The organism is Clostridium sp. E02, assembly GCF_003833015.1.
In the GTDB taxonomy this organism is placed as follows: Bacteria; Bacillota; Clostridia; order Lachnospirales; family Lachnospiraceae; genus Lacrimispora.
Genome location: NZ_RJLQ01000017.1, coordinates 68,881 through 92,963, shown reverse-complemented (window position 1 = coordinate 92,963; position 24,083 = coordinate 68,881). Strand labels below are relative to the sequence as shown.

The following is a 24,083-nucleotide window of genomic DNA, read 5'->3' as shown; positions in this document are numbered from 1 at the left end:
TATTATACCGCACAGATATATTATAGCTATGAACCCTTGTCCGTGCGGGTTTTATCCGGATCGGACAAGATGCCGTTGTTCCCAACAGCAGGTTGCAAAGTATCTAAGTAAAATTTCTAAACCATTATTGGACCGGATTGATATTTGTGCGGAATCCAGTTCGATTTCTTATGAGGACATTCAGTCAAATGCAGAAGGGGAAGATTCTAAAACCATTAGAAAGCGGGTCGAATGTGCAAGACAGATACAGGAAGAACGTTTCAAGAATTCAGAGATTAAGTTTAATAGTTCCATGAAAAAGAATGATCTTATGTGCTTTTGTAAATTGGGGGAACAGGAACGTGAGTTTTTAGGAAAAGTATTCAAGAATCAGGGTCTTAGTGTAAGAGGCTACGAAAAAATCCTTAAAGTTTCAAGAACCATTGCTGATTTAGAAGGGAAAGAGACGATTCGTAAAAAGCATCTGGCAGAAGCCGTAGGACTTAGAAACTTAGAAGGCAAATACTGGGGGGAGATTTATGGACAATCATAAAGAACGGGAATGTTTATACTGGCTGAGCCATGTTCCTTTTTTAGGAGCGGTAAGAATTAAGAAAATGTATGATACTATGGGAAGCTATCAAAAGATATATAATATAGGAAGAAACGAATTTCAGAGGACCGGATTATTAAATGAAAAAGAGCTTTCTTTATTGGAGATAAGCAAGAAAGAGATGGATTTTTATAGCAAGGAGCTAGGGGAACTTGAGCAAAGAGGGGTCCGGTTTATCATGTCTCAAGATGATGATTATCCCAAAAGACTTCTCTCTATTCATGGCTATCCCATGGGATTATTTGTAAAGGGAAAAATGCCCCAGGAAGAAAAACCGGCGGCTGCTATCATTGGTGCCAGAAACTGCACCAACTATGGGCGGCAACTGGCGACCAGACTTGGGAGAGAATTATCGGAAGCAGGGGTAAATATTATAAGTGGCCTTGCATGGGGGATTGATGGGGCCGGACATAAAGGCGCATTGGAAGCGGGTGGAGAAACATTTGGTGTAATGGGCTGTGGAATACATACCTGTTATCCCAAAGAAAATTATGATTTATACAGGCAAATGACAAAGCAAGGAGGGATTATCACCGAGTTTATGCCGGGGGAAGCCCCAAAACCACGAAACTTTCCCATGAGAAATCGAATTATCAGCGGGCTATCGGATGTGGTTCTGGTAATAGAGGCAAGGGAAAGAAGTGGTTCCTTAATTACTGCTAATCTGGGTTTGGACCAAGGAAAAGAAATTTATGCTTTGCCTGGACGAGTCACAGATCCATTAAGTGTTGGCTGTAATCAGCTTATTTCGGAAGGCGCAGGGATATTATTAAGTGCAGAAAATGTATTGGAATATTTTCAATTACAAAGCGGTAAAATATTAAGAGTTCATGAAAAAAACGAGAACAGGCTTGCCAAAAAAGAAAAAATGGTGTATAGTTGCCTAGATTTGCAACCGAAGAATCTGGAAGAGATTATAAGCTGTAGTGGTTTGTCTGTAGCCGAATGTATGTGTGCTCTGATTGAGCTAGAATCAAAAGGTTGCATTGTGCAGACATCCCATCAATACTATGGCAAGAAACTATAGGCAAGGAGTTTGGTATGGCGAACTGTTTAGTAATTGTAGAGTCACCCGCAAAAGTAAAGACAATAAAGAAGTTTCTTGGGGCGAATTATGAAGTGGATGCCTCAAACGGACATGTAAGAGACCTTCCCAAAAGTCAGATGGGAATTGACGTAGAGAATGATTTTGATCCAAAATATATAACGATCAGGGGAAAGGGAGATGTACTGGCTAAGCTTAGAAAGCAAGTGAAAAAGGCAGATAAGATATATCTTGCAACGGATCCTGACCGAGAGGGAGAAGCGATTTCCTGGCATCTTATGAAGGCCTTGAAGCTAGAAGAGTTTAAGGAAAAGCAGGTTTATCGGATTAGTTTTAATGAGATCACGAAGAATGCAGTGAAGACCTCATTAAAAACTCCCAGAGTCATTGATATGGATTTAGTTGATGCTCAGCAGGCAAGACGAATTTTGGATCGTATGGTTGGTTATATGATCAGTCCACTTCTTTGGGCAAAAGTAAAAAGAGGACTAAGTGCAGGACGTGTTCAGTCAGTTGCACTTCGTTTGATTTGTGATCGTGAAGAAGAAATAAATGCGTTTATTCCGGAAGAGTATTGGAATTTAGAAGCGGTTTTAAAACAAGAAGGCAGTAAAAAAGCACTTACAGCTAAATTCTATGGGGATAAAAATGGTAGAATCACCATCAAGAACAAAGAAGAATTGGATAAGATACTTCAAAATCTTGACAAACAAACTTATCAGGTAGAGGAAGTCAAAAAGGGAGAGAGGGTAAAGAAAGCCCCTATTCCATTTACAACCAGTACGCTTCAGCAGGAAGCATCAAAAGTACTTAATTTTTCTACCCAGAAGACGATGCGTCTGGCTCAGCAGTTATACGAAGGCGTAGAAGTTAAAGGCCGCGGGACTGTGGGACTTATCACATATCTGCGTACGGATTCCACTCGAATAGCGGAAGAAGCAGATGCGTCAGCTAGGGAATACATTGATAAACAGTATGGTAGTCAGTATGTGGCAACAGGGGAACAAGCTAAAAAAAGTAATGTAAAGATACAGGATGCCCATGAGGCCATTCGTCCAACTGATATTGTTTTGTCACCTGTTATGGTTAAGGAATCGTTGCAAAGGGATCTATTCCGTCTGTATCAGTTGATTTGGAAACGATTTGTGGCCAGTAGAATGCAGCCGGCTGTTTATCAGACCATTTCGGTTAAAATCGGAGTTGGTGAATATTTGTTTACCTCATCTGCATCAAAACTATCATTTGATGGATTTATGTCTGTATATGTACAAGATGAAGACAAAGAAGCGTCTAATGTTTTGCTTGGAAACCTAGACAAGGGTAGTAAATTAAATCTGGAACAATTAGATAACAGCCAGCACTTTACCCAGCCGCCAGCGCATTTTACTGAGGCATCCTTGGTAAAGGGTATGGAAGAACAGGGAATCGGACGTCCTAGTACGTATGCCCCTACCATTACAACTATCATTGCTAGACGATATGTGGCAAAAGAAAATAAAAATCTTTATGTAACAGAGTTGGGAACTGTGGTAAACGGTATAATGAAACAGAGTTTTCCAAGCATCGTAGATGTTACATTTACTGCAAATCTTGAGTACCTACTGGATAAAGTAGGAGATGGATCGGTACAATGGAAAACCGTTGTTAAAAATTTCTATCCTGATTTGAAAGATGCAGTAGACAAAGCACAGGTGGAGTTGGAATCTGTTACCATCGCAGATGAAGTGACAGAGGAAATATGTGAACTTTGTGGACGTAACCTAGTAATTAAATATGGACCTCACGGTAAATTCCTGGCCTGTCCTGGTTTTCCAGATTGTAAAAATACAAAACCATATCTGGAGAAAATTGGGGTTCCTTGTCCCAAATGTGGCAAGGAAGTCGTTATTAAAAAGACAAAAAAGGGCAGAATTTATTATGGGTGTGAAGCAAATCCGGAATGTGAATTTATGTCTTGGCAGAAACCTTCTACACAGAAATGTCCGAAGTGTGGGGCATACATGGTTGAAAAGGGGAACAAATTACTTTGTTCCAATGAACAGTGTGGGTATAGTGTAGACAAAAAAGAGAAAGAATAATTATTAAGAAAATCAAAAATCTTCAAAAAACTATTGTTATTTGTATATGATAATGGTAATATTTATATATTAAAGTCGTTTTTCGGATTTTCACATCAATTATTAAGGAGGTTTTCGGATATGAGCGTACAGTTGTTGGACAAAACTAGAAAAATTAACAAATTATTGCATAATAATAACTCTCATAAGGTTGTATTTAATGATATCTGTGAAGTGCTTACCGAGATCCTGAATTCCCATATTCTTGTTATCAGCAAGAAAGGAAAGGTTCTGGGAGTAGGTCTTACTCCAGACATTGAGGAGATTCAGGAATTGATCGCAGATCAGGTTGGAGGATATGTAGATACAATGCTGAATGAAAGACTGCTCAGTATTTTATCAACGAAAGAAAATGTAAATCTGGAAACACTTGGATTTACGGGAGGGGATATCAAAAGATATCAAGCGATTATTACTCCCATTGACATTGCAGGAGAAAGACTTGGAACTTTGTTTATTTATAAATCAGATACCCAGTATGACATCGATGACATTATTTTAAGCGAGTATGGTACGACTGTAGTTGGACTTGAAATGATGCGGTCCGTAAATGAAGAGAATGCGGAAGAGACAAGAAAAGTTCAGATAGTTAAATCAGCAATCAGCACCTTATCTTTTTCTGAGCTTGAAGCAATTACTCATATTTTCGAAGAATTAGATGGGAACGAGGGAATTCTTGTAGCAAGTAAAATTGCGGATCGTGTAGGAATTACTCGTTCTGTTATTGTCAACGCGCTTAGAAAATTCGAGAGTGCTGGAGTAATCGAATCTAGATCTTCTGGAATGAAGGGTACCTATATTAAAGTCTTAAATGATGTGGTATTTGATGAATTAAAGACGATCAAAGCCGGTAATTCCAAGCTGATGTTAGAACGCCGTGAAGCAAAAGAGCTTTAAGAATAGAATCAAGGTACAATCAAGGTACAATCACAAGCAGGTGGGATGGTCTTTTGGACTCCCGCCTGCTTTGATGTGCGCCTTGCGGCGTACGTATATAATGGGTGAAAGTCCCTAATCAGCCCTAGTAGTGGGAAGGATACAGCCAAGACCGAGGGCACTGAAAAACTAACGTTTTTCCCCTTGTCCCTTTTTAACTACTTCAAACTTGCAGACATGAAAGCACTTCTCCAAGAGATAGATAAGTGGGCAAGACGAAGAATAAGGGCAGTCTACTGGAAACAGTGGAAGAAAATCAAGACGAAGTACAAAATGCTCAAAGCATTAGGCTGTGAACATTGGAGAGCCAAGGAACTTGCATGTAGCAGAAAAGCTGAACCAAATCTTTTCAAATAAAATAATAGCCAAGCTGGGATATACCTCCATGCTTGACTATTATTCAATAGTTTATGAAAACTAAGGAACCGCCTAGTACCGAAAGGTATGCTAGGTGGTGTGGGAGGTCGGTAGATAAAATAATTATCTACCTCCTACCCGATTATATGAGGGGCTTTGCTGAAGGAGTAAGGAGTAGAACGGTTGAATTCTTACCAAAAACGACATGAATAATTAAGAAATTACTTGCATCGCATAAATAAATATGTTATACTAGCATGGCTTACAAAAAACACGTCCATGGATTCTATAGGTTGGTGCCGAGAACGGTCTCCTTAGGAGTATAAGAAATGGGCGGAAGTAAAAACCAATGGAGGTAATAACATGAGTGTTATTTCAATGAAGCAGCTCTTAGAAGCTGGCGTACATTTTGGTCATCAGACCAGAAGATGGAACCCTAAGATGGCTCCTTATATTTACACAGAGAGAAACGGTATCTACATCATCGACTTACAGAAATCTGTAGTAAAAGTTGATGAGGCTTACAAAACAGTATCTGATATTGCAGCAGAAGGTGGAAAGATTCTTTTTGTAGGAACAAAGAAACAGGCTCAGGATGCAATTAAGGCAGAAGCAGAACGTTGCGGTATGTACTTTGTAAACGAGAGATGGCTTGGTGGTATGCTTACAAACTTTAAGACAATTCAGTCCAGAATAGCAAGATTAAAGAAGATTGAAACAATGTCTGAAGATGGAACATTTGATGTTCTTCCAAAAAAAGAAGTAATTGCTCTTAAAAAAGAGTGGGATAAATTAGAAAGAAATTTAGGTGGAATTAAAGACATGAAGAAAATTCCGGATGCAATTTTTGTTATTGATCCTAAGAAAGAAAGAATTTGCATTCAGGAAGCTCATACACTTGGCATTCCGTTGATTGGTATCGCCGATACAAACTGTGATCCTGAAGAACTTGATTTCGTGATCCCAGGTAATGATGATGCGATTAGAGCCGTTAAATTGATTGTATCTAAGATGGCGGACGCAGTAATTGAAGCAAACCAGGGCGAGGCAGTAGCTGAAGAAGCAGAAGCAGCTCAGGAAACAGAAGAGACTGTAGAGGCTTAATTATTTAGGCGATTGGATGCTTCGACCTGCTTTGTGAAGCGGGTCGAAGCATTTTTTGTGAGTAATAAACCCGCAAAGTGCCTTGGAATTATCTGTGACGAATAAAAGATATGGAGGGAAAACGAATGGCAGCAGTAACCGCAGGAATGGTAAAAGAGTTAAGAGAGATGACTGGCGCAGGCATGATGGACTGTAAGAAAGCTCTTGCACAAACAGATGGTGATATGAAGAATGCAGTTGAATTCTTAAGAGAAAAAGGCCTTGCAGCAGCGTCTAAAAAGGCTGGTAGAATAGCAGCAGAGGGACTTGTTACAACTTTAGTAAAAGAAGATGGCAAATCCGGTGCGATTGTAGAAGTAAATAGTGAGACAGACTTTGTTGCAAAGAATACACAGTTTCAGGATTATGTAGCAGATGTTGCAGTACAGGCGATTGCTTCAAAAGCGAAGGATATGGAAGAATTTATGGGAGAAACTTGGGCAAAAGATTCATCATTAACAGTAGCTCAGGCATTATCCAGCCAGATTTCAGTAATCGGCGAGAATATGAATATTAGAAGATATGAAAAAATCATGACAGATGGTGTTGTTGTTGATTATATTCATGGTGGCGGCAGAATTGGTGTGTTAATTGAAGCTGACACAGAAGTGGTGAATGATACGGTAAAGGAAGCATTGAAGAATGTGGCAATGCAGATTGCAGCGCTTGCACCGAAATATGTGAGAAGAGATGAAATCTCACAGGAATTTATTGCTCATGAAACAGAAATTTTAAAAGTACAAGCAAAGAATGAGAATCCAGACAAGCCAGATACTATTATCGATAAGATGATTGTTGGACGTTTGAATAAAGAATTGAAAGAATTCTGCCTGGTCGATCAGGGTTATGTAAAAGATGGCGATTTGACAGTTGGAAAATATTTAGAGCAGGTTTCAAAAGAAGTAGGCGGTAAAGTGGAAGTTAAGAGGTTCGTTCGTTTTGAGACTGGCGAAGGTCTTGAAAAGAAAGAAGATAACTTTGCAGAAGAAGTTGCAAAACAAATGCAATAATATTGTAACCGGATTCTGGGGGGAATCCCATGGGTATCCATGGGATTTTTCTATTCAATCAATGTCCGTTTACCGTTGACATATGTTTCCATATTAGACGGACATCACTATACCAAAGGAGTTGAAGAGAGTGGCTAATTATATTATAAAACGTGTCGCTATGGCGATTATAACCATCTTTGCAGTTGCCTCTGTTACTTTCTTTGTCATGAATATGGTGCCAGGAGGCCCTTTTATGTCAGAGAAAGCCATCAGTCCACAGGCCCAGGCTGCATTAAATGAAAAATATGGATTGGATAAACCTTTAAGTGAACAATATGTAACTTACATGAAGGATCTGATGCGAGGAGATCTTGGATTGAGTGTAAAACAGCGTGGACGTACCGTGAATATGATTATTGAATCAAAATTCCCAGTGTCAGCTAGAGTTGGTGGCCTAGCTATTTTGTCAGCAGTTCTTATTGGTATCCCGTTAGGTAGTATAGCGGCCTTTAAGAGAGGTACCATAGTTGATAATATTATCATTATATTCAGTACATGTGGAATTGCTGTTCCTAGTTTTGTGGTATGTACGATTCTTATGTATATTCTGAGTTTGAAGCTGGGTTTATTGCCCACCTATGGGCTTTCATCCTGGAAACACTATATTATGCCGGTTTTAGCACTGGCGTTCTATCCTTCCTCTTACATTGCTCGTTTGATGCGTTCTTCTATGTTAGACGTTATGGGACAGGATTACATGAGAACAGCACGTGCAAAAGGATTATCACAAATGGTTAGCATTTTCAAGCATGCCCTTCGTAATGCTGTTCTCCCAGTGGTTACATACTTGGGACCACTTTTGGCTTACACAGTGACGGGAAGCTTCATTGTTGAGAAAATTTTCACCATTCCGGGGTTGGGATCTGAATTTATTGGTTCCATCACAGGACGAGATTATCCGCTGATTATGGGCACCACGATTTTCCTTGCTACTTTGATGGTTGTCATGAATGTACTGGTTGATGTTGCTTATAAATTTATTGACCCACGTATCAATCTGAAGTAAGAGAAAGGAGAAAGAGGATGCCAAAGAATAAATTATCATTACAGCTTAATATGGAAGACTTTCTCCCGGCTAGTGATGCGGAAAAAGAAAGCTTATCAGTTATGCGTAAAAGCGTTGGATTCTGGAAAGATGGATTCAGACGTTTGAAAAAGAATAAAATATCTATGATCAGTATTTTCGTGATATTAGTAGTGTTCATCCTGTCATTTTTTGCACCCGAGGTGTATCCATATAGTTATGAACAGCAGATTAGAGGAAGCGAAAACTTAACACCAATGCAGTATTCGGATAATGAACTGGAAGCAATGGCTGCAGGAGAAAACGTATTCCCCCATATTCTGGGAACAGATAGTTTGGGACGTGATTATGCTGTCCGTGTTATGATGGGAAGCCGGGTTTCTTTAACCGTTGGTTTGGTAGCTTCCTGTATTATCCTGCTGATTGGTTCCCTATATGGTTCCATTGCTGGTTTCTTTGGAGGCTGGGTGGATATGATCATGATGCGCATTGTAGATATGATTTATACAGTACCCGATATTCTCATTATTGTACTTTTGTCGGTTGCATTTGATCAGCCATTAAAGATGCTGTCTCAGAAACCGGGATTTGAATGGATACAGATAGTTGGTGTAAACTTAATCAGTATCTTTGTAGTGTTTGCGTTGCTTTACTGGGTGGGAATGGCCCGAATTGTAAGAAGCCAGATCCTTATTTTAAAAGAACAGGAATATGTAACTGCAGCGAGAGCTTTGGGTGCTTCTAGTGGTCATATTATTAAAAAGCATTTGCTTACCAACTGCATCGGTACTTTAATTGTTACAACGACCCTTCAGATTCCTTCTTCAATTTTTACTGAGAGTTTTTTGAGTTTCCTTGGACTTGGTGTTGCGGCACCGATGCCTTCCTTGGGGAGTCTTGCGAGTGCGGCATTAAATGGGCTTCAAAGTTATCCCCATCGTTTGTTTGCGCCGGCATTAACAATTTCTATAATTATTCTAAGTTTCAATCTGCTTGGTGATGGACTCCGGGATGCGTTTGACCCGAAACTGAAAGATTAAAGGAGGAGAGAGTCGATGAGTGAATATTTGGTTAATATTGAAAATGAACGTCTTTCTTTCTTTACACCGGCAGGGGAAGTTAAGGCATTAAATGATGTATCGTTACATCTTGGTGAAGGGGAAGTCCTGGGCATTGTAGGAGAATCCGGATCTGGTAAATCGGTTACCGCTTATAGTCTAATGGGACTTACTGCCTATCCAGGACGCTTAATCGGGGGGGCTATGCAGTTTAACGGTCATCAGATTGAGAAGATGTCGGAACAAGAGTTGAGAAAAATCCGTGGAAATGAAATATCTATTATCTTTCAGGACCCGATGACAAGTTTGAATCCGGTTTACAGCATTGGAAACCAAATCATCGAAGTGATTAGGCTTCATACAGATAAAAATAAGAGTCAAGCACGGGAAAGAGCGATCGAACTTCTTACGCTTGTAGGGATCAATGAACCTGAAAAACGTCTGAAGCAATATCCTCATGAATTGTCTGGTGGTATGCGTCAGAGAGTTATGATCGCGATTGCTTTGGCGTGTGAACCAAAGCTTTTGATTGCGGATGAACCGACTACGGCTCTTGATGTAACCATTCAGGCTCAGATTCTGGAATTGATGATGGAATTGAAGGATAAAATGGGAATGGCAATTATCATGATTACCCATGATCTGGGGGTTGTTGCTAATATGTGTGACCGGATTGCGGTTATGTATGCGGGCAAAGTAGTGGAATATGGAGATAGTCATGATATTTTCTATAATCCTTCCCATGAATATACCAAAGGTTTGATTCGAAGCATACCAAAACTTACGGAAAAAGATCACAGCAAACTAGTTCCGATTGAAGGAAGCCCAGTGGATATGTTAAATCCTCCAAAAGGCTGTCCATTTGCACCTAGATGCGGGGAGTGTATGAAGATTTGTCTTCGTGAGATGCCACCTTACACGGATATTTCTGACATTCATTACAGTGCTTGCTGGCTGTTACAGAAGCAGGAAATGGAAAAACAACAGGCGCAGAAGGGAGAGGCATGATGGAGAATAAAAACCTTGTAGAAATAAAAGAATTAAAACAGTATTTCCCTGTAGCCGGAAATAAGTTGTTTGAAAAAAAAGTTGTGAAAGCAGTTGACAACGTATCCTTTGGAATTAAAAAGGGAGAAACTCTAGGATTAGTTGGTGAGTCAGGTTGTGGAAAAACAACCACGGGTCGTACCCTTTTAAGACTTCATGAGCCAACATCTGGAAAAATATTTTTTGACGGAAAAGACATCACAAAAGTAAACATGCTGCCTTACCGCAGGAAGATGCAAATTGTTTTTCAGGATCCATATGCCAGCCTGGACCCTCGTATGACTGTTGGTGATATTGTAGGGGAAGCAATTGATATTCACAAGCTCGCTTCCAATCGAAAAGAACGTCAGGAACAAATTATTTCTGTTTTATCTACGGTAGGACTGAATTCAGAACATGCAAACCGTTATCCTCATGAGTTTTCAGGTGGACAGCGTCAGCGTGTGGGAATTGCTCGGGCGCTTGCGGTAAATCCACAGTTTATTGTCTGTGATGAGCCGGTTTCCGCTCTAGATGTATCCATTCAGGCACAGGTTGTCAATATGTTTGAACAGCTTCAGGAGGAAAGAGGCTTAACTTATTTGTTCATTGCTCATGATCTGTCTATTGTGAAGCATATTTCTGATCGGATTGGGGTAATGTACTTAGGAAAGTTGGTAGAGCTTGCAGATAGTTATGAGTTGACCTTCCACAGCGTTCATCCGTATACTAAAAGCTTGATTTCTGCAATTCCCATTGCAGATCCAGAAATCAGTCGCAATTCGAAACGAATTGTACTGGAAGGTGACGTGCCAAGTCCGGTAGATCCGCCGTCTGGCTGCCATTTCCGTACCCGTTGTCCTTATGCAGATGAGCGTTGCGCTGCAGAAGAGCCTGAGTGGAGAGAAGTCTCCACTGGCCACTACGCAGCCTGCCATCATTTGGATAAAGTAAACTAAAATGTCGTTGCTATTTTATTGCTTTTATGTTATGCTATGAGAATGAATTGGCGCAGTAGCCGGATAAAGTGCTACTGCGCTAATTGAAAATTATCGTATAGGAGGAATAGTTATGAAAAAAATATCACTCGTATTGGCTGCAGTTATGGCCTCTGGGATGATTCTTACTGCTTGTGGCGGGAATCAATCAACTAAGACGGAAACAACAGCCAGTGGTACAACTGCAGCGAATGGCGAGACTGCAGCCCCTGCAGAAGGAACGAATACAGGACTTGATCTTGCGGTTCAGATTGGACCAGATCCGGAGACCATAGATCCTGGTTTAAATAGTGCTGTTGATGGTGCCAACGTGGTTGTCCAGGCGTTTGAGACGTTGCTGATCGTTGATAAAGAAAACAAGATCGTTCCTGGTCAGGCAGAATCTTTTGATGTGTCTGAGGACGGACTTACTTATACCTTCCATCTTCGTGACGGGTTAAAATGGAGCGATGGTACTCCTTTGACAGCCAATGATTTTGTCTATTCATGGAAACGACTTGCAGATCCTAAAACAGCAGCTCCTTATGCAGCAGATATGCTGGGATATGTAAAAGGATATGAGGAAGCTTCTGCTGGAAATTTAGATGCACTTGCGATAACAGCACCAGATGATCAGACATTAGTGGTTGAGTTAGCAGTTCCTTGTGTATATTTCTCCAAGCTGGTTACTCATGCAACTATGGTTCCAGTACAGAAGGCGACCGTTGAAGCAAACGGAGACCAATGGACGTTAAAGCCTGAAACATATGTTTCCAATGGACCGTTAAAGATGATTGAATGGGTACCAGGGTCTCATATGACATTTGCAAAAAATGAGAATTACTGGAATGCAGATGCGGTTACGATAAACACGCTTAAGTTTGTATTAATGGAAGATTCCAATGCTTCTTACAGTGCTTACCAGACCGGAGAAGTATCCTTGATTAAGGATGTTCCTACAGAGGAAGTTCCTGGATTAAAGGGCAATGAGGCATTCCATATAGAACCTCTTATGGGAACCTATTATTTAGATTTCCAGAATCAAAAAGAACCATTTAATAATCCAGATGTGCGTATGGCTCTTAGCCTTGCCATTGACCGTGATTATGTAGCCAATACCGTTATGCAGGGAACCTTTTCTCCTGCAACCAATTTTGTTGGTCCTGGTATCTCGGATGCAGAAGAAGGATCGTCCTTTGAAGATACCACCAGAGAGATTAATGGTGGAGATTTCTTTAATCTGGGTGATCATGAAAAAGATGTAGCAAAAGCAAAAGAATTACTTGCAAAAGCAGGTTATCCGGATGGAAAAGGTTTTCCAGCTGTTGAATATATGCTTAACGATGCAAGTTATCATAAACCAGTAGCCGAGTATTTACAGAGCTGCTGGAAAGAGGCGCTTGGTATTAACGTAGACATTAAGATTTTGGAATGGTCTACCTTTACACCAACCCGTCGTGCTGGCGATTATCAGATGGCTCGCGATGGCTGGGTATATGATTATGATGATCCATCCAATATGCTGAATCTGATGTTATCCGATAGTGGAAACAACAGCGCGAAGTATAAAAATCCTGATCTTGACAAATTATTAGATGAAGCAAATTCAACTGCTGATGTAAAAGATCACTATGAAAAACTGCATCAGGCAGAAACTATGATTCTTAACGATGCAGCCATTGCACCGGTTGCATATTACAATGAATTCTGGTTACAGGATCCGAAATTAAAAGGAACCTGGCATTCTCCATACGGATTCTGGTTCTTCCAGTATGCTACTATGGATCAATAATACCATATTCTTAAAAAACACCTGGAGATATCTTCAGGTGTTTTTTGATGTATGTCCTTTCCCAATACAGACAAACTTCCTCTTTCCAACCATTTGAAAGTATGTTATAATCGTTTAAGACAAACAAAAGTACAGGAGAGTTGATGTGATGAATCCAAGACGTGTATTGTTAAAACTCAGCGGTGAGGCTCTAGCCGGTTCCAATAAGACGGGTTATGATGAAGCTACTGTAAAAGAGGTTGCACGGCAGGTTAAAATATCTGTTGATGAAGGGGTCCAGGTTGGAATCGTCATTGGCGGAGGTAATTTCTGGCGAGGTAGGACAAGCGATGCCATAGATCGGACAAAAGCGGATCAAATCGGTATGCTTGCCACCATTATGAATTGTGTTTATGTTTCCGAGATATTTCGTAACGCGGGGATGGATACCAGTATCATGACACCATTTTCATGTGGTAACATGACAGAACTTTTCTCCAAGGATAAAGCAAATCTTTGTTTAGGAGAAGGGAAAATTGTGTTTTTTGCTGGCGGAACCGGACATCCTTATTTTTCAACGGATACCGGGATTGCGCTACGTGCCATTGAGATGGAAGCAGACTGTATTTTACTTGCAAAAGCAATTGACGGAGTGTATGACAGTGATCCTAAATTGAATCCAGATGCGGTTAAGTATGAGGAGATTTCCATACAAGATGTGATTGAGAAGCAGCTAGGAGTCATTGATTTAACTGCCTCTATTTTATGCATGGAGAATCAGATGCCTTTGGCAGTATTTAGTTTAAATGAAGAAAACGGCATTGCCAATGCAATGCAGGGTAAAATAAACGGTACGATAGTAACCGCGTAAAAACAGGAGGAAGATATGCAGGATAGTTTACAGGTATACGAAGACAAGATGAATAAGACGTTAAAAGCATTGGAAAATGATTACATGACCATACGTGCGGGACGTGCCAATCCTCATGTATTAGATAAAATCAAGGTAGATTATTATGGAACACCGACCCCAATTCAGCAGGTTGGGAATGTATCCATTCCGGAAGCTCGTATGATTGTTATACAGCCATGGGAGAAGAATCTATTAAAAGAAATCGAAAAGGCAATCCTTGTATCGGATCTTGGAATTAATCCGACCAATGACGGAAGTATAATTCGTCTGGTTTTTCCAGAATTAACGGAAGAACGGAGAAAAGAACTGGTAAAAGATGTAAAGAAAAAGGGAGAAGCAGCAAAGATTGCAATCCGCAACATACGTCGAGATGCCAATGACTCTTTTAAGAAGCAGTTAAAATCAGATGAGATTTCTGAGGACGAGCAGGCAGATGCAGAGGCTAAAGTTCAGAAGTTAACGGACAAGATGATCGCTCAGATTGATAAAGCTATAGAAGAAAAGTCAAAGGATCTTCTTACTGTATAAATGATAAAACAGGGGGGCAGGCGAATTGCCTGTCCTGTTTTGTGTTATTTAAAGGAGAAGCATAGAATGGAAAAAACGCCAGAGAACATAGTAATCCCAAACCACATTGCCATTATATTAGATGGCAATGGAAGATGGGCTAAAAAAAGAGGGTTACCAAGAAGTATAGGACACAAAGAGGGCTGTATTGCTGTTGAAAAAACAGTAGAAGATGCAGCTAGATTAGGAGTTAAATATCTTACTGTTTACGGATTTTCCACAGAGAACTGGAAACGTTCCAAAGATGAGATAGGTGCTTTGATGAAGCTGTTTCGTTACTATATGGTAAGATTATTAAAAGTTGCAAAGTCGAACAATGTTAGAGTGAAAATGATCGGTGACAAGGAACGGTTTGACCGTGATATCATAGAAGGCATCAATAAATTAGTGGAAGAGACAAAAGGCAATACCGGACTCACCTTTGTGATTGCGATTAATTACGGGGGGCGTGATGAAATCGTCCGTGCAACGAAAAAGATTATGAGAGATACGACGTTAGGAAAGATCCAATGGGAAGACATGTCTGAAGATTTGTTTGCTTCTTATCTTGATACCAACACAATTCCAGATCCAGATCTTTTGATCCGTACCAGCGGAGAACTTAGACTTTCTAATTATCTGCTTTGGCAGCTGGCTTATACAGAACTTTATGTAGCGGATTGTTATTGGCCTGATTTTAATTTAAATGAAATGAAAAAAGCAATTGCAGCGTATAATAGCAGAGATCGAAGATTCGGGGGAGTAAAGTAATTCGGAGGGAGGAAGCGTGATGTTTACAACCAGGCTGATAAGCGGAATTATTCTTATTTTAATCGCACTTTTTACAGTGGGAAGTGGAGGAGTTTTGCTTTTTGCCACGACTGTATTCATATCCATGGTAGGTTTGTTTGAACTTTACCGTGTGATGAAGTTGCAAAATGATCCTCTGGGAGTTATGGGGTATTTAACAGTAATTGTTTATTACGGATTGCTGTGGTATCATAAGGAACAATACGTTATGATTATGTCCATTGCTTTTGTGATGGTTTTAATGAGTTTTTATGTATTTGCATTTCCTAAATATAAGACGGAAGAAGTAACGGTCGTATTTTTTGGCTTTTTTTATGTAGCTGTAATGCTGTCCTATCTCTATCAGGTCCGTTCCATTGAGGATGGAAGATTTTTGGTCTGGCTTGTTTTTATAAGCTCCTGGGGATGTGACACTTGTGCCTATTGTGTAGGGAATTTATTTGGCAGACATAAACTGGCACCAGTTCTTAGTCCCCATAAATCTATTGAGGGAGCGGTAGGAGGCGTGATTGGAGCTTCTATTCTGGGGTTTTTGTATGCGACTGTATTTGGTTCCTTTATGACAGGTGTGGCGAATCCCCAAATTACATGTACCCTGGCCTGTGCACTTGCTGCTGTTATTTCACCCATTGGAGATCTGGCAGCTTCGGCCATTAAAAGAAATCATAAGGTAAAAGATTATGGAGCATTAATTCCAGGTCATGGGGGAATTCTTGACCGATTTGATAGTATGTTGTTTACCGCTCCGGTCATTTATTTTGCGGCAGTATTTTTACGTTAATACAATATGAAACAGGAATTAAGGAAAAGAAAAGGAGCAGGTAGCATAAGATGAAGAAAATAGCTATTCTGGGATCAACAGGATCGATTGGAACGCAGACCCTAGAGGTGGTGGAAAACCAGAAAGATATAATAGTTACTGCTTTGGCTGCAGGCAGCAATATAAAGCTTCTGGAACAGCAGATTCGAACCTTCAAACCAAAGATAGCCTGTGTATGGCAAGAAGAAAAAGCACAAGAATTAAAAAAATCCGTGCGTGATCTACCGGTAAAGATTGTGTCCGGAATGAGTGGGTTAATTGAAACGGCAACAGAAATATCAGCAGAGATTGTAGTAACAGCAATCGTTGGAATGATAGGAATCCAGCCCACCATTGCAGCCATGGAAGCGGGGAAAGACATCGCACTTGCCAATAAAGAAACTTTAGTCACAGCAGGTCACCTCATTATGCCCCTTGCAAAGGAAAAAGGTGTTACTATTTATCCGGTAGATAGTGAACACAGTGCTATATTCCAGTGCTTGAATGGGGAAGAGAAAAGAGCCATTCATTCCATTCTTTTAACGGCATCGGGTGGACCTTTTCGTGGAAGAACAAAAGAGGAATTAAAAAATGTTCAGGTAGAAGATGCGCTAAAACATCCCAACTGGTCTATGGGAAGGAAAATCACCATTGATTCCTCTACCATGGTGAACAAAGGGTTGGAAGTTATGGAAGCAAAGTGGTTGTTTGGTGTAGAGATAGATCAGATCCGCGTGGTGATCCAACCCAAAAGCATCATTCATTCCATGGTAGAATTTGAAGATGGGGCAGTTATGGCACAGCTTGGAACTCCCGATATGAAACTCCCGATTCAGTATGCGCTCTATTATCCAGAGCGGCGTTTCCTTCCAGGGGAACGTTTGGATTTCTGGAAACTGGGAACGATTACGTTTGAAAAACCAAATTTTGTTCATTTCCCAGGTTTGTCCTTGGCGTATCAGGCTGGAAAAACCGGCGGAACCATGCCTACGGTATTCAATGCAGCCAATGAACGGGCAGTTTCCAAATTTTTAAATCGTGAAATCCCATATCTTTCGATTCCAGAGATGATAGAAGGAGCCATGAACGGGCATACTGTGAAAGAAAACCCCAGTGTGACGGAGATACTCGAAGCAGAAGCGGCAGCTTATGAATATATAGAAAGCAGGTGGTAAATTGTCTAGTGTGATCGTAGCAATACTTGTTTTTGGGTTAATTGTATTAATACATGAATTGGGTCATTTTTTATTTGCTAAGAAGAACGGAATCGCAGTTATGGAATTTTCCGTTGGTATGGGACCGAGACTTCTTCATTTTAAAAAAGGAGAAACCACTTATTCCATTAAACTATTGCCGATTGGTGGATCTTGTATGATGTTGGGAGAAGATGAAGAGAACCCAGATGATCGGGCATTTCAAAATAAATCCATTACGGCACGTATGTCTGTGATTGTGGCAGGTCCTTTGTTTAATTTTATTCTTGCATTTTTATTGGCAATGATTCTAGTAGGAATGAGTGGTTATAATACGACTTATATAAAAGAAGTTTCGGATCATTCTCCTGCAGCAGCGGCAGGGTTACAAATTGGCGATAAACTACGAAAGATTAATGGAGAGAGTGTTTCCATGTATGGGGACTATGTTCTTTATAAATTGTTAAAGCCAGATGACATGATGAGCCAGGTGGAATTTTCCAGGGTAGATCAAACAACGGGAAAAGAAGTAATTAAAACGGTAGCCGTTACTCCTGAATATTCCAAGGAGAGTGATAAATACTTAATTGGTATCATGATTGCTCCTCAGAATAATAAGATAAAAACTGCTGGTGGTTTAGTCAAATATGGTTTTCTAGAGATGAAATACGATGTAAACCTTACGGTAAAAAGTCTTGGCATGTTATTCACTGGAAAAGCGAGTGTCAGTGATTTAAGTGGTCCAGTGGGAATAGTTGTTATGATAGATGACTCTGTGAAAGCAGGACTTTCTGTCAGTATCGTGGCTGCACTGACGAATATACTTAGTATGTGTATATTGTTGAGTGCAAACTTAGGAGTCATGAATTTACTCCCAATTCCGGCACTTGACGGTGGAAGACTTCTGTTCCTGATTATTGAGGCCATTCGAGGAAAACGTATGGATCCAGAAAAAGAAGGAATGGTAAACATGATCAGTATGGTGGCTTTGATGGCACTAATGATTTTTGTTGTATTTAATGATATCAGCCGGTTTACGTAGGAACAGAATGTATAAATTGGAGGAACCTATGTATAGAGATCATACGAAAAAAATACAGATAGGAGACCGGATAATTGGTGGTGGAAACCCCGTTCTTATCCAGTCTATGTGTAATACAAAAACACAAGATGTAACAGAAACTGTTAAGCAAATAAAAGAATTAACGGCTGCTGGATGCGATTTGATTCGAGTGGCTGTTCCGGATCAGGAATCAGCGATAGCTTTAAGGAAGATTAAAAAAAAGATCTCTATTCCTTTGATTGCCGATATTCATTTTGATTATCGGCTTGCAATTGCTGCCATAGAAGCTGGTGCCGATAAAATTCGTATTAATCCAGGAAATATAGGCTCGAGAGAGCGGGTTCAGGCTGTGGTGGAGAAAGCGAAGGAGTATAACATCCCTATCCGGGTAGGTGTTAATAGTGGATCATTGGAAAAAGATTTGATTGAGACTTATGGAGGGGTGACTGCAGAGGGAATTGTAATCAGTGCGATGAATAAAGTACATCTGATTGAGGAACTGGGATACGACAATCTAGTGATTAGTATTAAATCATCGGATGTACTTATGTGTATCAAGGCTCATGAGTTGATCGCCAAACAAATTGATTATCCCCTTCATGTAGGAATTACGGAGGCAGGTACTCTTGCATCTGGAACGGTCAAATCTTCGATTGGTCTTGGGATTATTCTTCATAAGGGAATTGGAGATACCATTCGGGTTTCCCTTACTGGCGATCCGATAGAAGAAGTAAAAACGGCAAAGACGATATTAAAGACGCTTGGCTTGAAAAGAGGCGGTGTGGAAGTGATATCCTGTCCCACCTGCGGAAGAACAAGGATCGATCTGATATCATTGGCGAACCAAGTAGAAGAGATGGTTTCTTCTTTTGACCACTTAGATATAAAAGTTGCAGTTATGGGCTGTGTGGTCAATGGACCAGGAGAAGCGAGAGAAGCAGACATAGGGATAGCCGGTGGGATTGGGGAAGGACTTCTCATTAAGAAAGGAGAAGTGATCCGAAAAGTTCCAGAAGGTGAACTTCTAAAAGCCTTACAGGAAGAACTTATGAAAATGCAGTAGGTGATAGAATGGCAAAAAAATTTTTGGAAGTATTTCCAGGGTTACATATTACGGATGATTTGCAAGAGCTTTTAAATCTGGTGGATGTGGAGAAAGTCACATCTAACAGAGATAGAAGCTCTATTCGTATTTATTTAAATAGCCCCCGGTTGATTCATAAACAGAATATATATGGACTAGAGAAGGGGATCAAAGATCAACTTTTCCCATCCAAACAGGTTACCATAAAAATCATAGAGAGGTTCTGCCTTTCAGAACAGTATACCCCTAAAAAACTTTTAAAAGCATATCGAGATAGTCTTTTGATGGAACTGAAGCATTACAGTATCATTGAATACAGTATGTTCCGTAAAGCAGAATATGAATTTCCAGAGCCGGATCTGTTAAAGATGACGGTCGAGGATACAATTGTTGCCAGAGAAAAAGCGGGAGAGTTAAAACGAGTATTGGAAAAGATATTCCATGAAAGATGCGGCCTTCCGGTAGAAGTTCGGTATGAATTTATCCCACCGAAAGAAAATAAACTGGCAAAGAAGAAGGAACTGCAGATGCAGCGGGAAGTAGAGGAAATTGTTAAAAAGACTAGCCTGGCAGGTAATGGACAGGCATCTTTAGAATCTTCGCCACCTTTTCTGCCAGATGGGGGCGCTTTGGATCCTATAACTGCAGGAAATCAGTCAAATCCCACTGTAGCTTTGAACGCTAACTCCTCCGAACCAGGGCTTCGCATGGGCGGGAAAAAAGGAGCTGGGAGATCGAAGGAAACGGAACCTGGTAAAAAGGAATGGAAGGATTATAGAAAGAACAGCTACGGAGGGAAAAGATCGGACAATCCAGAGGTACTTTATGGAAGAGACTTTGATGACGAAATCATTGAGATCGAAAAGATTGAAGGGGAGATCGGTGAAGTAGCGATTCGGGGAAAGATACTAACCTTAGACAGTCGGGAATTAAGAAGTGGGAAAACTATTTTAATATTTGATGTGTCTGATTTTACAGACACCATTACTGTTAAAATATTTGCCAAAGAAGAACAGCTCCCAGATCTTAAAAATGCAGTGGTTTTTGGCAATTTTATTCGAATCAAAGGAGTTACTACCATTGATCGATTTGACGGTGAATTGACGCTTGGATCTGTGGTAGGAATCAAAAAATCAGAAGATTTCACAGGAAAAAGATCGGATAATAGTCTGGAAAAGCGAGTGGAGCTTCACTGTCATACCAAGATGAGTGATATGGACGGTGTTTCAGAGGTGAAAGATATTGTAAAACGAGCCAAGAAATGGGGGATGCCTGCCATCGCCATTACAGATCATGGCTGTGTACAATCGTTTCCGGATGCCAATCATGCTTTGGAAAAGGGAGACGATTTTAAGCTGATTTACGGGGTAGAAGGTTACTTGGTTGATGACCAAAAGGAACTTGTGAAGAATTCGAAAAACCAGAATTTTACAAATTCCTTTGTTGTCTTTGATTTAGAGACCACTGGTTTTAGTTCTACTAAAAACAAAATTATTGAAATCGGAGCTGTTAAAATAGAAGATGGGAAAATAACAGACAAATTTAGTTCTTTTGTAAATCCGGATATCCCCATTCCATTTGAGATTGAAAAACTAACTGGGATTAACGATAACATGGTTCTGCCTCATCCTAAGATTGAACAAATTTTGCCTGGGTTTTTAGCGTTTTGTGAAGGATCTGTACTGGTGGCTCACAATGCTTCCTTTGATGTGAGCTTTATAGCACATAATGCAGTACAGCTTCAATTGGATTTTAATCCTACGGTGATTGATACGGTGGCTTTGGCAAGAGTGTTACTTCCAAACTTAAACCGTTTTAAATTGGATACAGTTGCAAAAGCATTAAATATTTCACTGAAAAATCATCATAGAGCCGTGGATGATGCAGGCTGTACGGCAGAAATCTTTCAGAAATTTGTAAGTATGCTTAAGGAACGGGGAATCAATACCCTGAATGAACTAAATGGGTTTAACGCCATGACATCTGATATCATTAAAAAACTTCCGACCAATCACGTTATTATTCTAGCTGCTAATGATGTAGGAAGAGTGAATCTTTACCGATTGATATCCTATTCCCATATTGATTATTATGCGAGAAGGCCTAGAATCCCAAAAAGCATTTTAGATCAGTACCGGGAGGGGCTGATTATAGGATCTGCCTGTGAAGCGGGTGAAGTGTATCAGGCCTTACTTCGGGGGATTCCAGAGGCGGAGATAGCAAAACTGGTTAATTTCTATGATTATCTGGAAATACAGCCCCTAGGAAATAATGGTTTTATGTTGCGAGATGAAAAAAGTGTAATAAATTCGGAACAGGATCTCATTGAGATCAATAAGAGGATCGTAAAACTGGGAGAACAATTTGGGAAACCAGTTTGTGCAACCTGTGATGTTCATTTTTTAGATCCGGAAGATGAAGTTTACCGAAGAATCATTATGGCAGGACATGGGTTTAAGGATTCCGACGAACAGCCTCCCCTTTATTTAAGAACTACGGAAGAGATGTTAAAGGAATTCGAGTATTTAGGACCTAATAAAGCAGAAGAAGTAGTGATTAAAAACACGAGAAAAATAGCTGATATGTGCGAGAGGATCTCTCCAGTAAGGCCAGATAAATGTCCTCCGATTATTGAGAACTCTGATGAGGATTTGAGAAAAATCTGTTATGACAAAGCCAGTGCCATATATGGAGAGAATCTTCCGACTATCGTTACAGAGCGTCTGGAGCGCGAATTGAACTCCATCATATCCAATGGGTTTGCAGTTATGTATATCATTGCGCAGAAACTGGTGTGGAAATCCAATGAAGATGGATATCTGGTGGGTTCTCGTGGGTCCGTTGGTTCCTCTTTTGTTGCTTATATGGCAGGGATAACAGAAGTTAATTCACTTAGTCCTCATTATTACTGTACTTCCTGTCATTATTATGACTTTGATTCGGAAGAAGTGAAACAGTTTTCTGGAATGGCGGGATGCGACATGCCGGATAAGGTATGTCCTGACTGCGGTCACACTCTTTCAAAAGATGGATTCGATATTCCTTTTGAAACGTTCTTAGGGTTTAAAGGAGATAAGGAGCCTGATATTGACTTAAACTTTTCAGGAGAATACCAGAGCAAAGCGCATGATTATACAGAAGTTATTTTTGGGAAAGGTCAGACTTATCGTGCAGGTACCATTGGCACACTAGCGGATAAAACTGCATTTGGATATGTAAAGAACTATTATGAAGAACATGGAATCCGAAAGCGAAATTGTGAGATTAATCGGATCGTACAGGGCTGCGTAGGTGTAAGAAGAACCACCGGACAGCATCCAGGTGGGATCATCGTGCTTCCCCATGGGGAAGAGATCTATTCCTTCACTCCGGTTCAAAGACCGGCCAATGATATGACGACCATGACGATAACGACGCACTTTGATTATCATTCTATTGATCACAATCTACTAAAACTTGATATACTGGGACACGACGATCCGACTATGATACGTATGCTTCAGGATTTGATTGGATTTGATCCGGTAAAGGACATTCCTTTGGACAGCAAAGAAGTTATGTCTCTTTTTCAGAGTACTTCGGCGCTTTCAATCAGTCCAGAGGACATTGGAGGTTGTAAATTAGGCGCACTTGGAGTTCCAGAGTTTGGAACTGATTTTGCTATGCAGATGTTAATTGATACGAAACCAAAGTATTTTTCTGATTTGGTCCGGATCGCGGGTCTGGCTCATGGTACGGATGTTTGGCTGGGAAATGCTCAGACTCTGATACAAGAAGGGAAGGCAAACATTCAGTCAGCGATTTGTACGAGAGATGACATTATGGTTTATTTGATTTCCATGGGAATCGAAGAAGGGTTGTCATTCACCATTATGGAGAGTGTGCGTAAAGGAAAAGGATTGAAAAAAGAATGGGAAGAAGAGATGGTTGCTCATGGAGTGGAAGAATGGTATATCTGGTCCTGTAAAAAGATTAAATATATGTTTCCTAAGGCTCATGCAGCGGCCTATGTAATGATGGCATGGAGAATTGCATATTGCAAAGTGTTTTATCCTTTGGCTTATTACGCTTCCTTCTTTAGCATTCGGGCCAATGGATTTAGTTATGAACTGATGTGTCAAGGGAGAGACAAACTGGAACATTACCTTGCGGATTATAAAAAACGTATGGATTCTTTATCCAAAAAGGAACTTGATACCTTACGAGATATGCGTATCGTTCAGGAAATGTACGCAAGAGGATTTGAATTTACTCCAGTTGACATATATAGGGCAAAAGCAAGACATTTTCAGATAATTGATGGAAAGTTGATGCCCTCTTTAAGTAGTATTGACGGATTGGGAGAAAAAGCAGCCGATGCCGTCGTGGATGCAAGCAAAGATGGGGCATTTTTATCCAGAGAAGATTTTAGGAATAGGACAAAAGTAAGTAAAACGGTGTGTGATTTGATGGGGGATCTGGGACTTCTTGGAGAATTGCCAGAATTAAATCAATTATCTCTATTTGATTTGGGCTCTTAAATCAGCTACCATATGAAAAAAACTGTAGTTGGTTTAAGACAAACTGAAATCTAAGAT

At 40.2% G+C, this 24,083-nt stretch carries 20 protein-coding genes; all 20 read left to right on the top strand.

Annotation, left to right across the window (positions count from 1 at the left end; genetic code table 11):
- The first annotated feature begins 28 nt into the window (after nucleotides 1-28).
- The 20 genes from EFT72_RS13820 to EFT72_RS13725 all read left to right on the top strand — a co-directional run bounded on the left by EFT72_RS13820 (nucleotide 29) and on the right by EFT72_RS13725 (nucleotide 24,026).
- Nucleotides 29-532, top strand: a complete 504-nt coding sequence (locus tag EFT72_RS13820) for an ATP-binding protein (RefSeq protein ID WP_124067504.1) — start codon at nucleotides 29-31, stop codon at nucleotides 530-532.
- On the top strand, nucleotides 519-1,619 hold the full coding sequence (dprA, locus tag EFT72_RS13815; RefSeq protein ID WP_124067503.1) for a DNA-processing protein DprA: 1,101 nt from the start codon (nucleotides 519-521) through the stop codon (nucleotides 1,617-1,619). The genes EFT72_RS13820 and dprA overlap by 14 nt, the downstream gene beginning before the upstream one ends.
- A gap of 14 nt (nucleotides 1,620-1,633) precedes the next feature.
- The gene (gene topA / locus EFT72_RS13810; RefSeq protein WP_124067502.1) at nucleotides 1,634-3,715 is read left to right on the top strand and encodes a type I DNA topoisomerase; all 2,082 of its coding nucleotides are present in this window, start codon (nucleotides 1,634-1,636) and stop codon (nucleotides 3,713-3,715) included.
- 120 nt (nucleotides 3,716-3,835) lie between these two features.
- Nucleotides 3,836-4,651, top strand: a complete 816-nt coding sequence (gene codY, locus EFT72_RS13805) for a GTP-sensing pleiotropic transcriptional regulator CodY (protein WP_124067501.1) — start codon at nucleotides 3,836-3,838, stop codon at nucleotides 4,649-4,651.
- A 216-nt stretch (nucleotides 4,652-4,867) separates the two neighbouring features.
- A complete protein-coding gene (locus EFT72_RS13800; RefSeq protein ID WP_164473163.1) occupies nucleotides 4,868-5,047 on the top strand; it encodes a hypothetical protein in 180 nt (59 codons plus the stop codon).
- A gap of 363 nt (nucleotides 5,048-5,410) precedes the next feature.
- Nucleotides 5,411-6,151, top strand: coding sequence for a 30S ribosomal protein S2 (gene rpsB, locus EFT72_RS13795; RefSeq protein WP_124067500.1), 741 nt, complete (start codon nucleotides 5,411-5,413; stop codon nucleotides 6,149-6,151).
- A 125-nt stretch (nucleotides 6,152-6,276) separates the two neighbouring features.
- On the top strand, nucleotides 6,277-7,200 hold the full coding sequence (tsf, locus tag EFT72_RS13790; protein ID WP_124067499.1) for a translation elongation factor Ts: 924 nt from the start codon (nucleotides 6,277-6,279) through the stop codon (nucleotides 7,198-7,200).
- 130 nt (nucleotides 7,201-7,330) lie between these two features.
- Complete coding sequence (locus EFT72_RS13785) at nucleotides 7,331-8,248, top strand: ABC transporter permease (RefSeq protein ID WP_124067498.1); 918 nt, start codon at nucleotides 7,331-7,333, stop codon at nucleotides 8,246-8,248.
- Nucleotides 8,249-8,265: 17 nt separating this feature from the next.
- The gene (locus EFT72_RS13780; RefSeq protein WP_124067497.1) at nucleotides 8,266-9,306 is read left to right on the top strand and encodes an ABC transporter permease; all 1,041 of its coding nucleotides are present in this window, start codon (nucleotides 8,266-8,268) and stop codon (nucleotides 9,304-9,306) included.
- A gap of 15 nt (nucleotides 9,307-9,321) precedes the next feature.
- Nucleotides 9,322-10,332 (top strand): ABC transporter ATP-binding protein, encoded by a 1,011-nt coding sequence (locus tag EFT72_RS13775; RefSeq protein WP_124067496.1) that lies wholly within the window; start codon nucleotides 9,322-9,324, stop codon nucleotides 10,330-10,332.
- The gene (locus tag EFT72_RS13770; protein WP_124067495.1) at nucleotides 10,329-11,309 is read left to right on the top strand and encodes an ABC transporter ATP-binding protein; all 981 of its coding nucleotides are present in this window, start codon (nucleotides 10,329-10,331) and stop codon (nucleotides 11,307-11,309) included. The genes EFT72_RS13775 and EFT72_RS13770 overlap by 4 nt, the downstream gene beginning before the upstream one ends.
- Before the next feature lie 112 nt (nucleotides 11,310-11,421).
- Nucleotides 11,422-13,119, top strand: a complete 1,698-nt coding sequence (locus EFT72_RS13765) for a peptide ABC transporter substrate-binding protein (RefSeq protein ID WP_124067494.1) — start codon at nucleotides 11,422-11,424, stop codon at nucleotides 13,117-13,119.
- 148 nt (nucleotides 13,120-13,267) lie between these two features.
- Nucleotides 13,268-13,969, top strand: coding sequence for a UMP kinase (pyrH, locus tag EFT72_RS13760; protein ID WP_124067493.1), 702 nt, complete (start codon nucleotides 13,268-13,270; stop codon nucleotides 13,967-13,969).
- A 15-nt stretch (nucleotides 13,970-13,984) separates the two neighbouring features.
- On the top strand, nucleotides 13,985-14,539 hold the full coding sequence (frr, locus tag EFT72_RS13755; RefSeq protein WP_124067492.1) for a ribosome recycling factor: 555 nt from the start codon (nucleotides 13,985-13,987) through the stop codon (nucleotides 14,537-14,539).
- A 66-nt stretch (nucleotides 14,540-14,605) separates the two neighbouring features.
- Nucleotides 14,606-15,328 carry an isoprenyl transferase gene (locus EFT72_RS13750; RefSeq protein ID WP_124067491.1) on the top strand — a complete coding sequence of 241 codons (723 nt, stop codon included), beginning with the start codon at nucleotides 14,606-14,608 and terminating at the stop codon, nucleotides 15,326-15,328.
- A gap of 19 nt (nucleotides 15,329-15,347) precedes the next feature.
- Nucleotides 15,348-16,148: a phosphatidate cytidylyltransferase gene (locus tag EFT72_RS13745; RefSeq protein WP_124067490.1), complete on the top strand. Its 801-nt coding sequence runs from the start codon at nucleotides 15,348-15,350 to the stop codon at nucleotides 16,146-16,148.
- Nucleotides 16,149-16,198: 50 nt separating this feature from the next.
- On the top strand, nucleotides 16,199-17,341 hold the full coding sequence (locus EFT72_RS13740; RefSeq protein ID WP_124067489.1) for a 1-deoxy-D-xylulose-5-phosphate reductoisomerase: 1,143 nt from the start codon (nucleotides 16,199-16,201) through the stop codon (nucleotides 17,339-17,341).
- Nucleotides 17,342-17,351: 10 nt separating this feature from the next.
- Nucleotides 17,352-18,401: a site-2 protease family protein gene (locus EFT72_RS13735; RefSeq protein WP_347561886.1), complete on the top strand. Its 1,050-nt coding sequence runs from the start codon at nucleotides 17,352-17,354 to the stop codon at nucleotides 18,399-18,401.
- 28 nt (nucleotides 18,402-18,429) lie between these two features.
- Nucleotides 18,430-19,485: a flavodoxin-dependent (E)-4-hydroxy-3-methylbut-2-enyl-diphosphate synthase gene (gene ispG / locus EFT72_RS13730; protein WP_124067487.1), complete on the top strand. Its 1,056-nt coding sequence runs from the start codon at nucleotides 18,430-18,432 to the stop codon at nucleotides 19,483-19,485.
- 8 nt (nucleotides 19,486-19,493) lie between these two features.
- Nucleotides 19,494-24,026 carry a PolC-type DNA polymerase III gene (locus tag EFT72_RS13725; RefSeq protein ID WP_124067486.1) on the top strand — a complete coding sequence of 1,511 codons (4,533 nt, stop codon included), beginning with the start codon at nucleotides 19,494-19,496 and terminating at the stop codon, nucleotides 24,024-24,026.
- Nucleotides 24,027-24,083: the final 57 nt, after the last annotated feature.

What these genes read in the sequence shown, in the direction of transcription:
- frr (WP_124067492.1), top strand. Translation starts at nt 13,985, where the DNA reads ATGCAGGATAGTTTACAGGTATACGAAGACAAGATGAATAAGACGTTA.
- EFT72_RS13765 (WP_124067494.1), top strand. Translation starts at nt 11,422, where the DNA reads ATGAAAAAAATATCACTCGTATTGGCTGCAGTTATGGCCTCTGGGATG.
- EFT72_RS13740 (WP_124067489.1), top strand. Translation starts at nt 16,199, where the DNA reads ATGAAGAAAATAGCTATTCTGGGATCAACAGGATCGATTGGAACGCAG.
- EFT72_RS13800 (WP_164473163.1), top strand. Translation starts at nt 4,868, where the DNA reads ATGAAAGCACTTCTCCAAGAGATAGATAAGTGGGCAAGACGAAGAATA.
- EFT72_RS13745 (WP_124067490.1), top strand. Translation starts at nt 15,348, where the DNA reads ATGTTTACAACCAGGCTGATAAGCGGAATTATTCTTATTTTAATCGCA.
- EFT72_RS13725 (WP_124067486.1), top strand. Translation starts at nt 19,494, where the DNA reads ATGGCAAAAAAATTTTTGGAAGTATTTCCAGGGTTACATATTACGGAT.
- EFT72_RS13775 (WP_124067496.1), top strand. Translation starts at nt 9,322, where the DNA reads ATGAGTGAATATTTGGTTAATATTGAAAATGAACGTCTTTCTTTCTTT.
- dprA (WP_124067503.1), top strand. Translation starts at nt 519, where the DNA reads ATGGACAATCATAAAGAACGGGAATGTTTATACTGGCTGAGCCATGTT.
- EFT72_RS13770 (WP_124067495.1), top strand. Translation starts at nt 10,329, where the DNA reads ATGATGGAGAATAAAAACCTTGTAGAAATAAAAGAATTAAAACAGTAT.
- EFT72_RS13820 (WP_124067504.1), top strand. Translation starts at nt 29, where the DNA reads ATGAACCCTTGTCCGTGCGGGTTTTATCCGGATCGGACAAGATGCCGT.
- codY (WP_124067501.1), top strand. Translation starts at nt 3,836, where the DNA reads ATGAGCGTACAGTTGTTGGACAAAACTAGAAAAATTAACAAATTATTG.
- ispG (WP_124067487.1), top strand. Translation starts at nt 18,430, where the DNA reads ATGTATAGAGATCATACGAAAAAAATACAGATAGGAGACCGGATAATT.
- pyrH (WP_124067493.1), top strand. Translation starts at nt 13,268, where the DNA reads ATGAATCCAAGACGTGTATTGTTAAAACTCAGCGGTGAGGCTCTAGCC.
- EFT72_RS13780 (WP_124067497.1), top strand. Translation starts at nt 8,266, where the DNA reads ATGCCAAAGAATAAATTATCATTACAGCTTAATATGGAAGACTTTCTC.
- tsf (WP_124067499.1), top strand. Translation starts at nt 6,277, where the DNA reads ATGGCAGCAGTAACCGCAGGAATGGTAAAAGAGTTAAGAGAGATGACT.
- topA (WP_124067502.1), top strand. Translation starts at nt 1,634, where the DNA reads ATGGCGAACTGTTTAGTAATTGTAGAGTCACCCGCAAAAGTAAAGACA.
- rpsB (WP_124067500.1), top strand. Translation starts at nt 5,411, where the DNA reads ATGAGTGTTATTTCAATGAAGCAGCTCTTAGAAGCTGGCGTACATTTT.
- EFT72_RS13750 (WP_124067491.1), top strand. Translation starts at nt 14,606, where the DNA reads ATGGAAAAAACGCCAGAGAACATAGTAATCCCAAACCACATTGCCATT.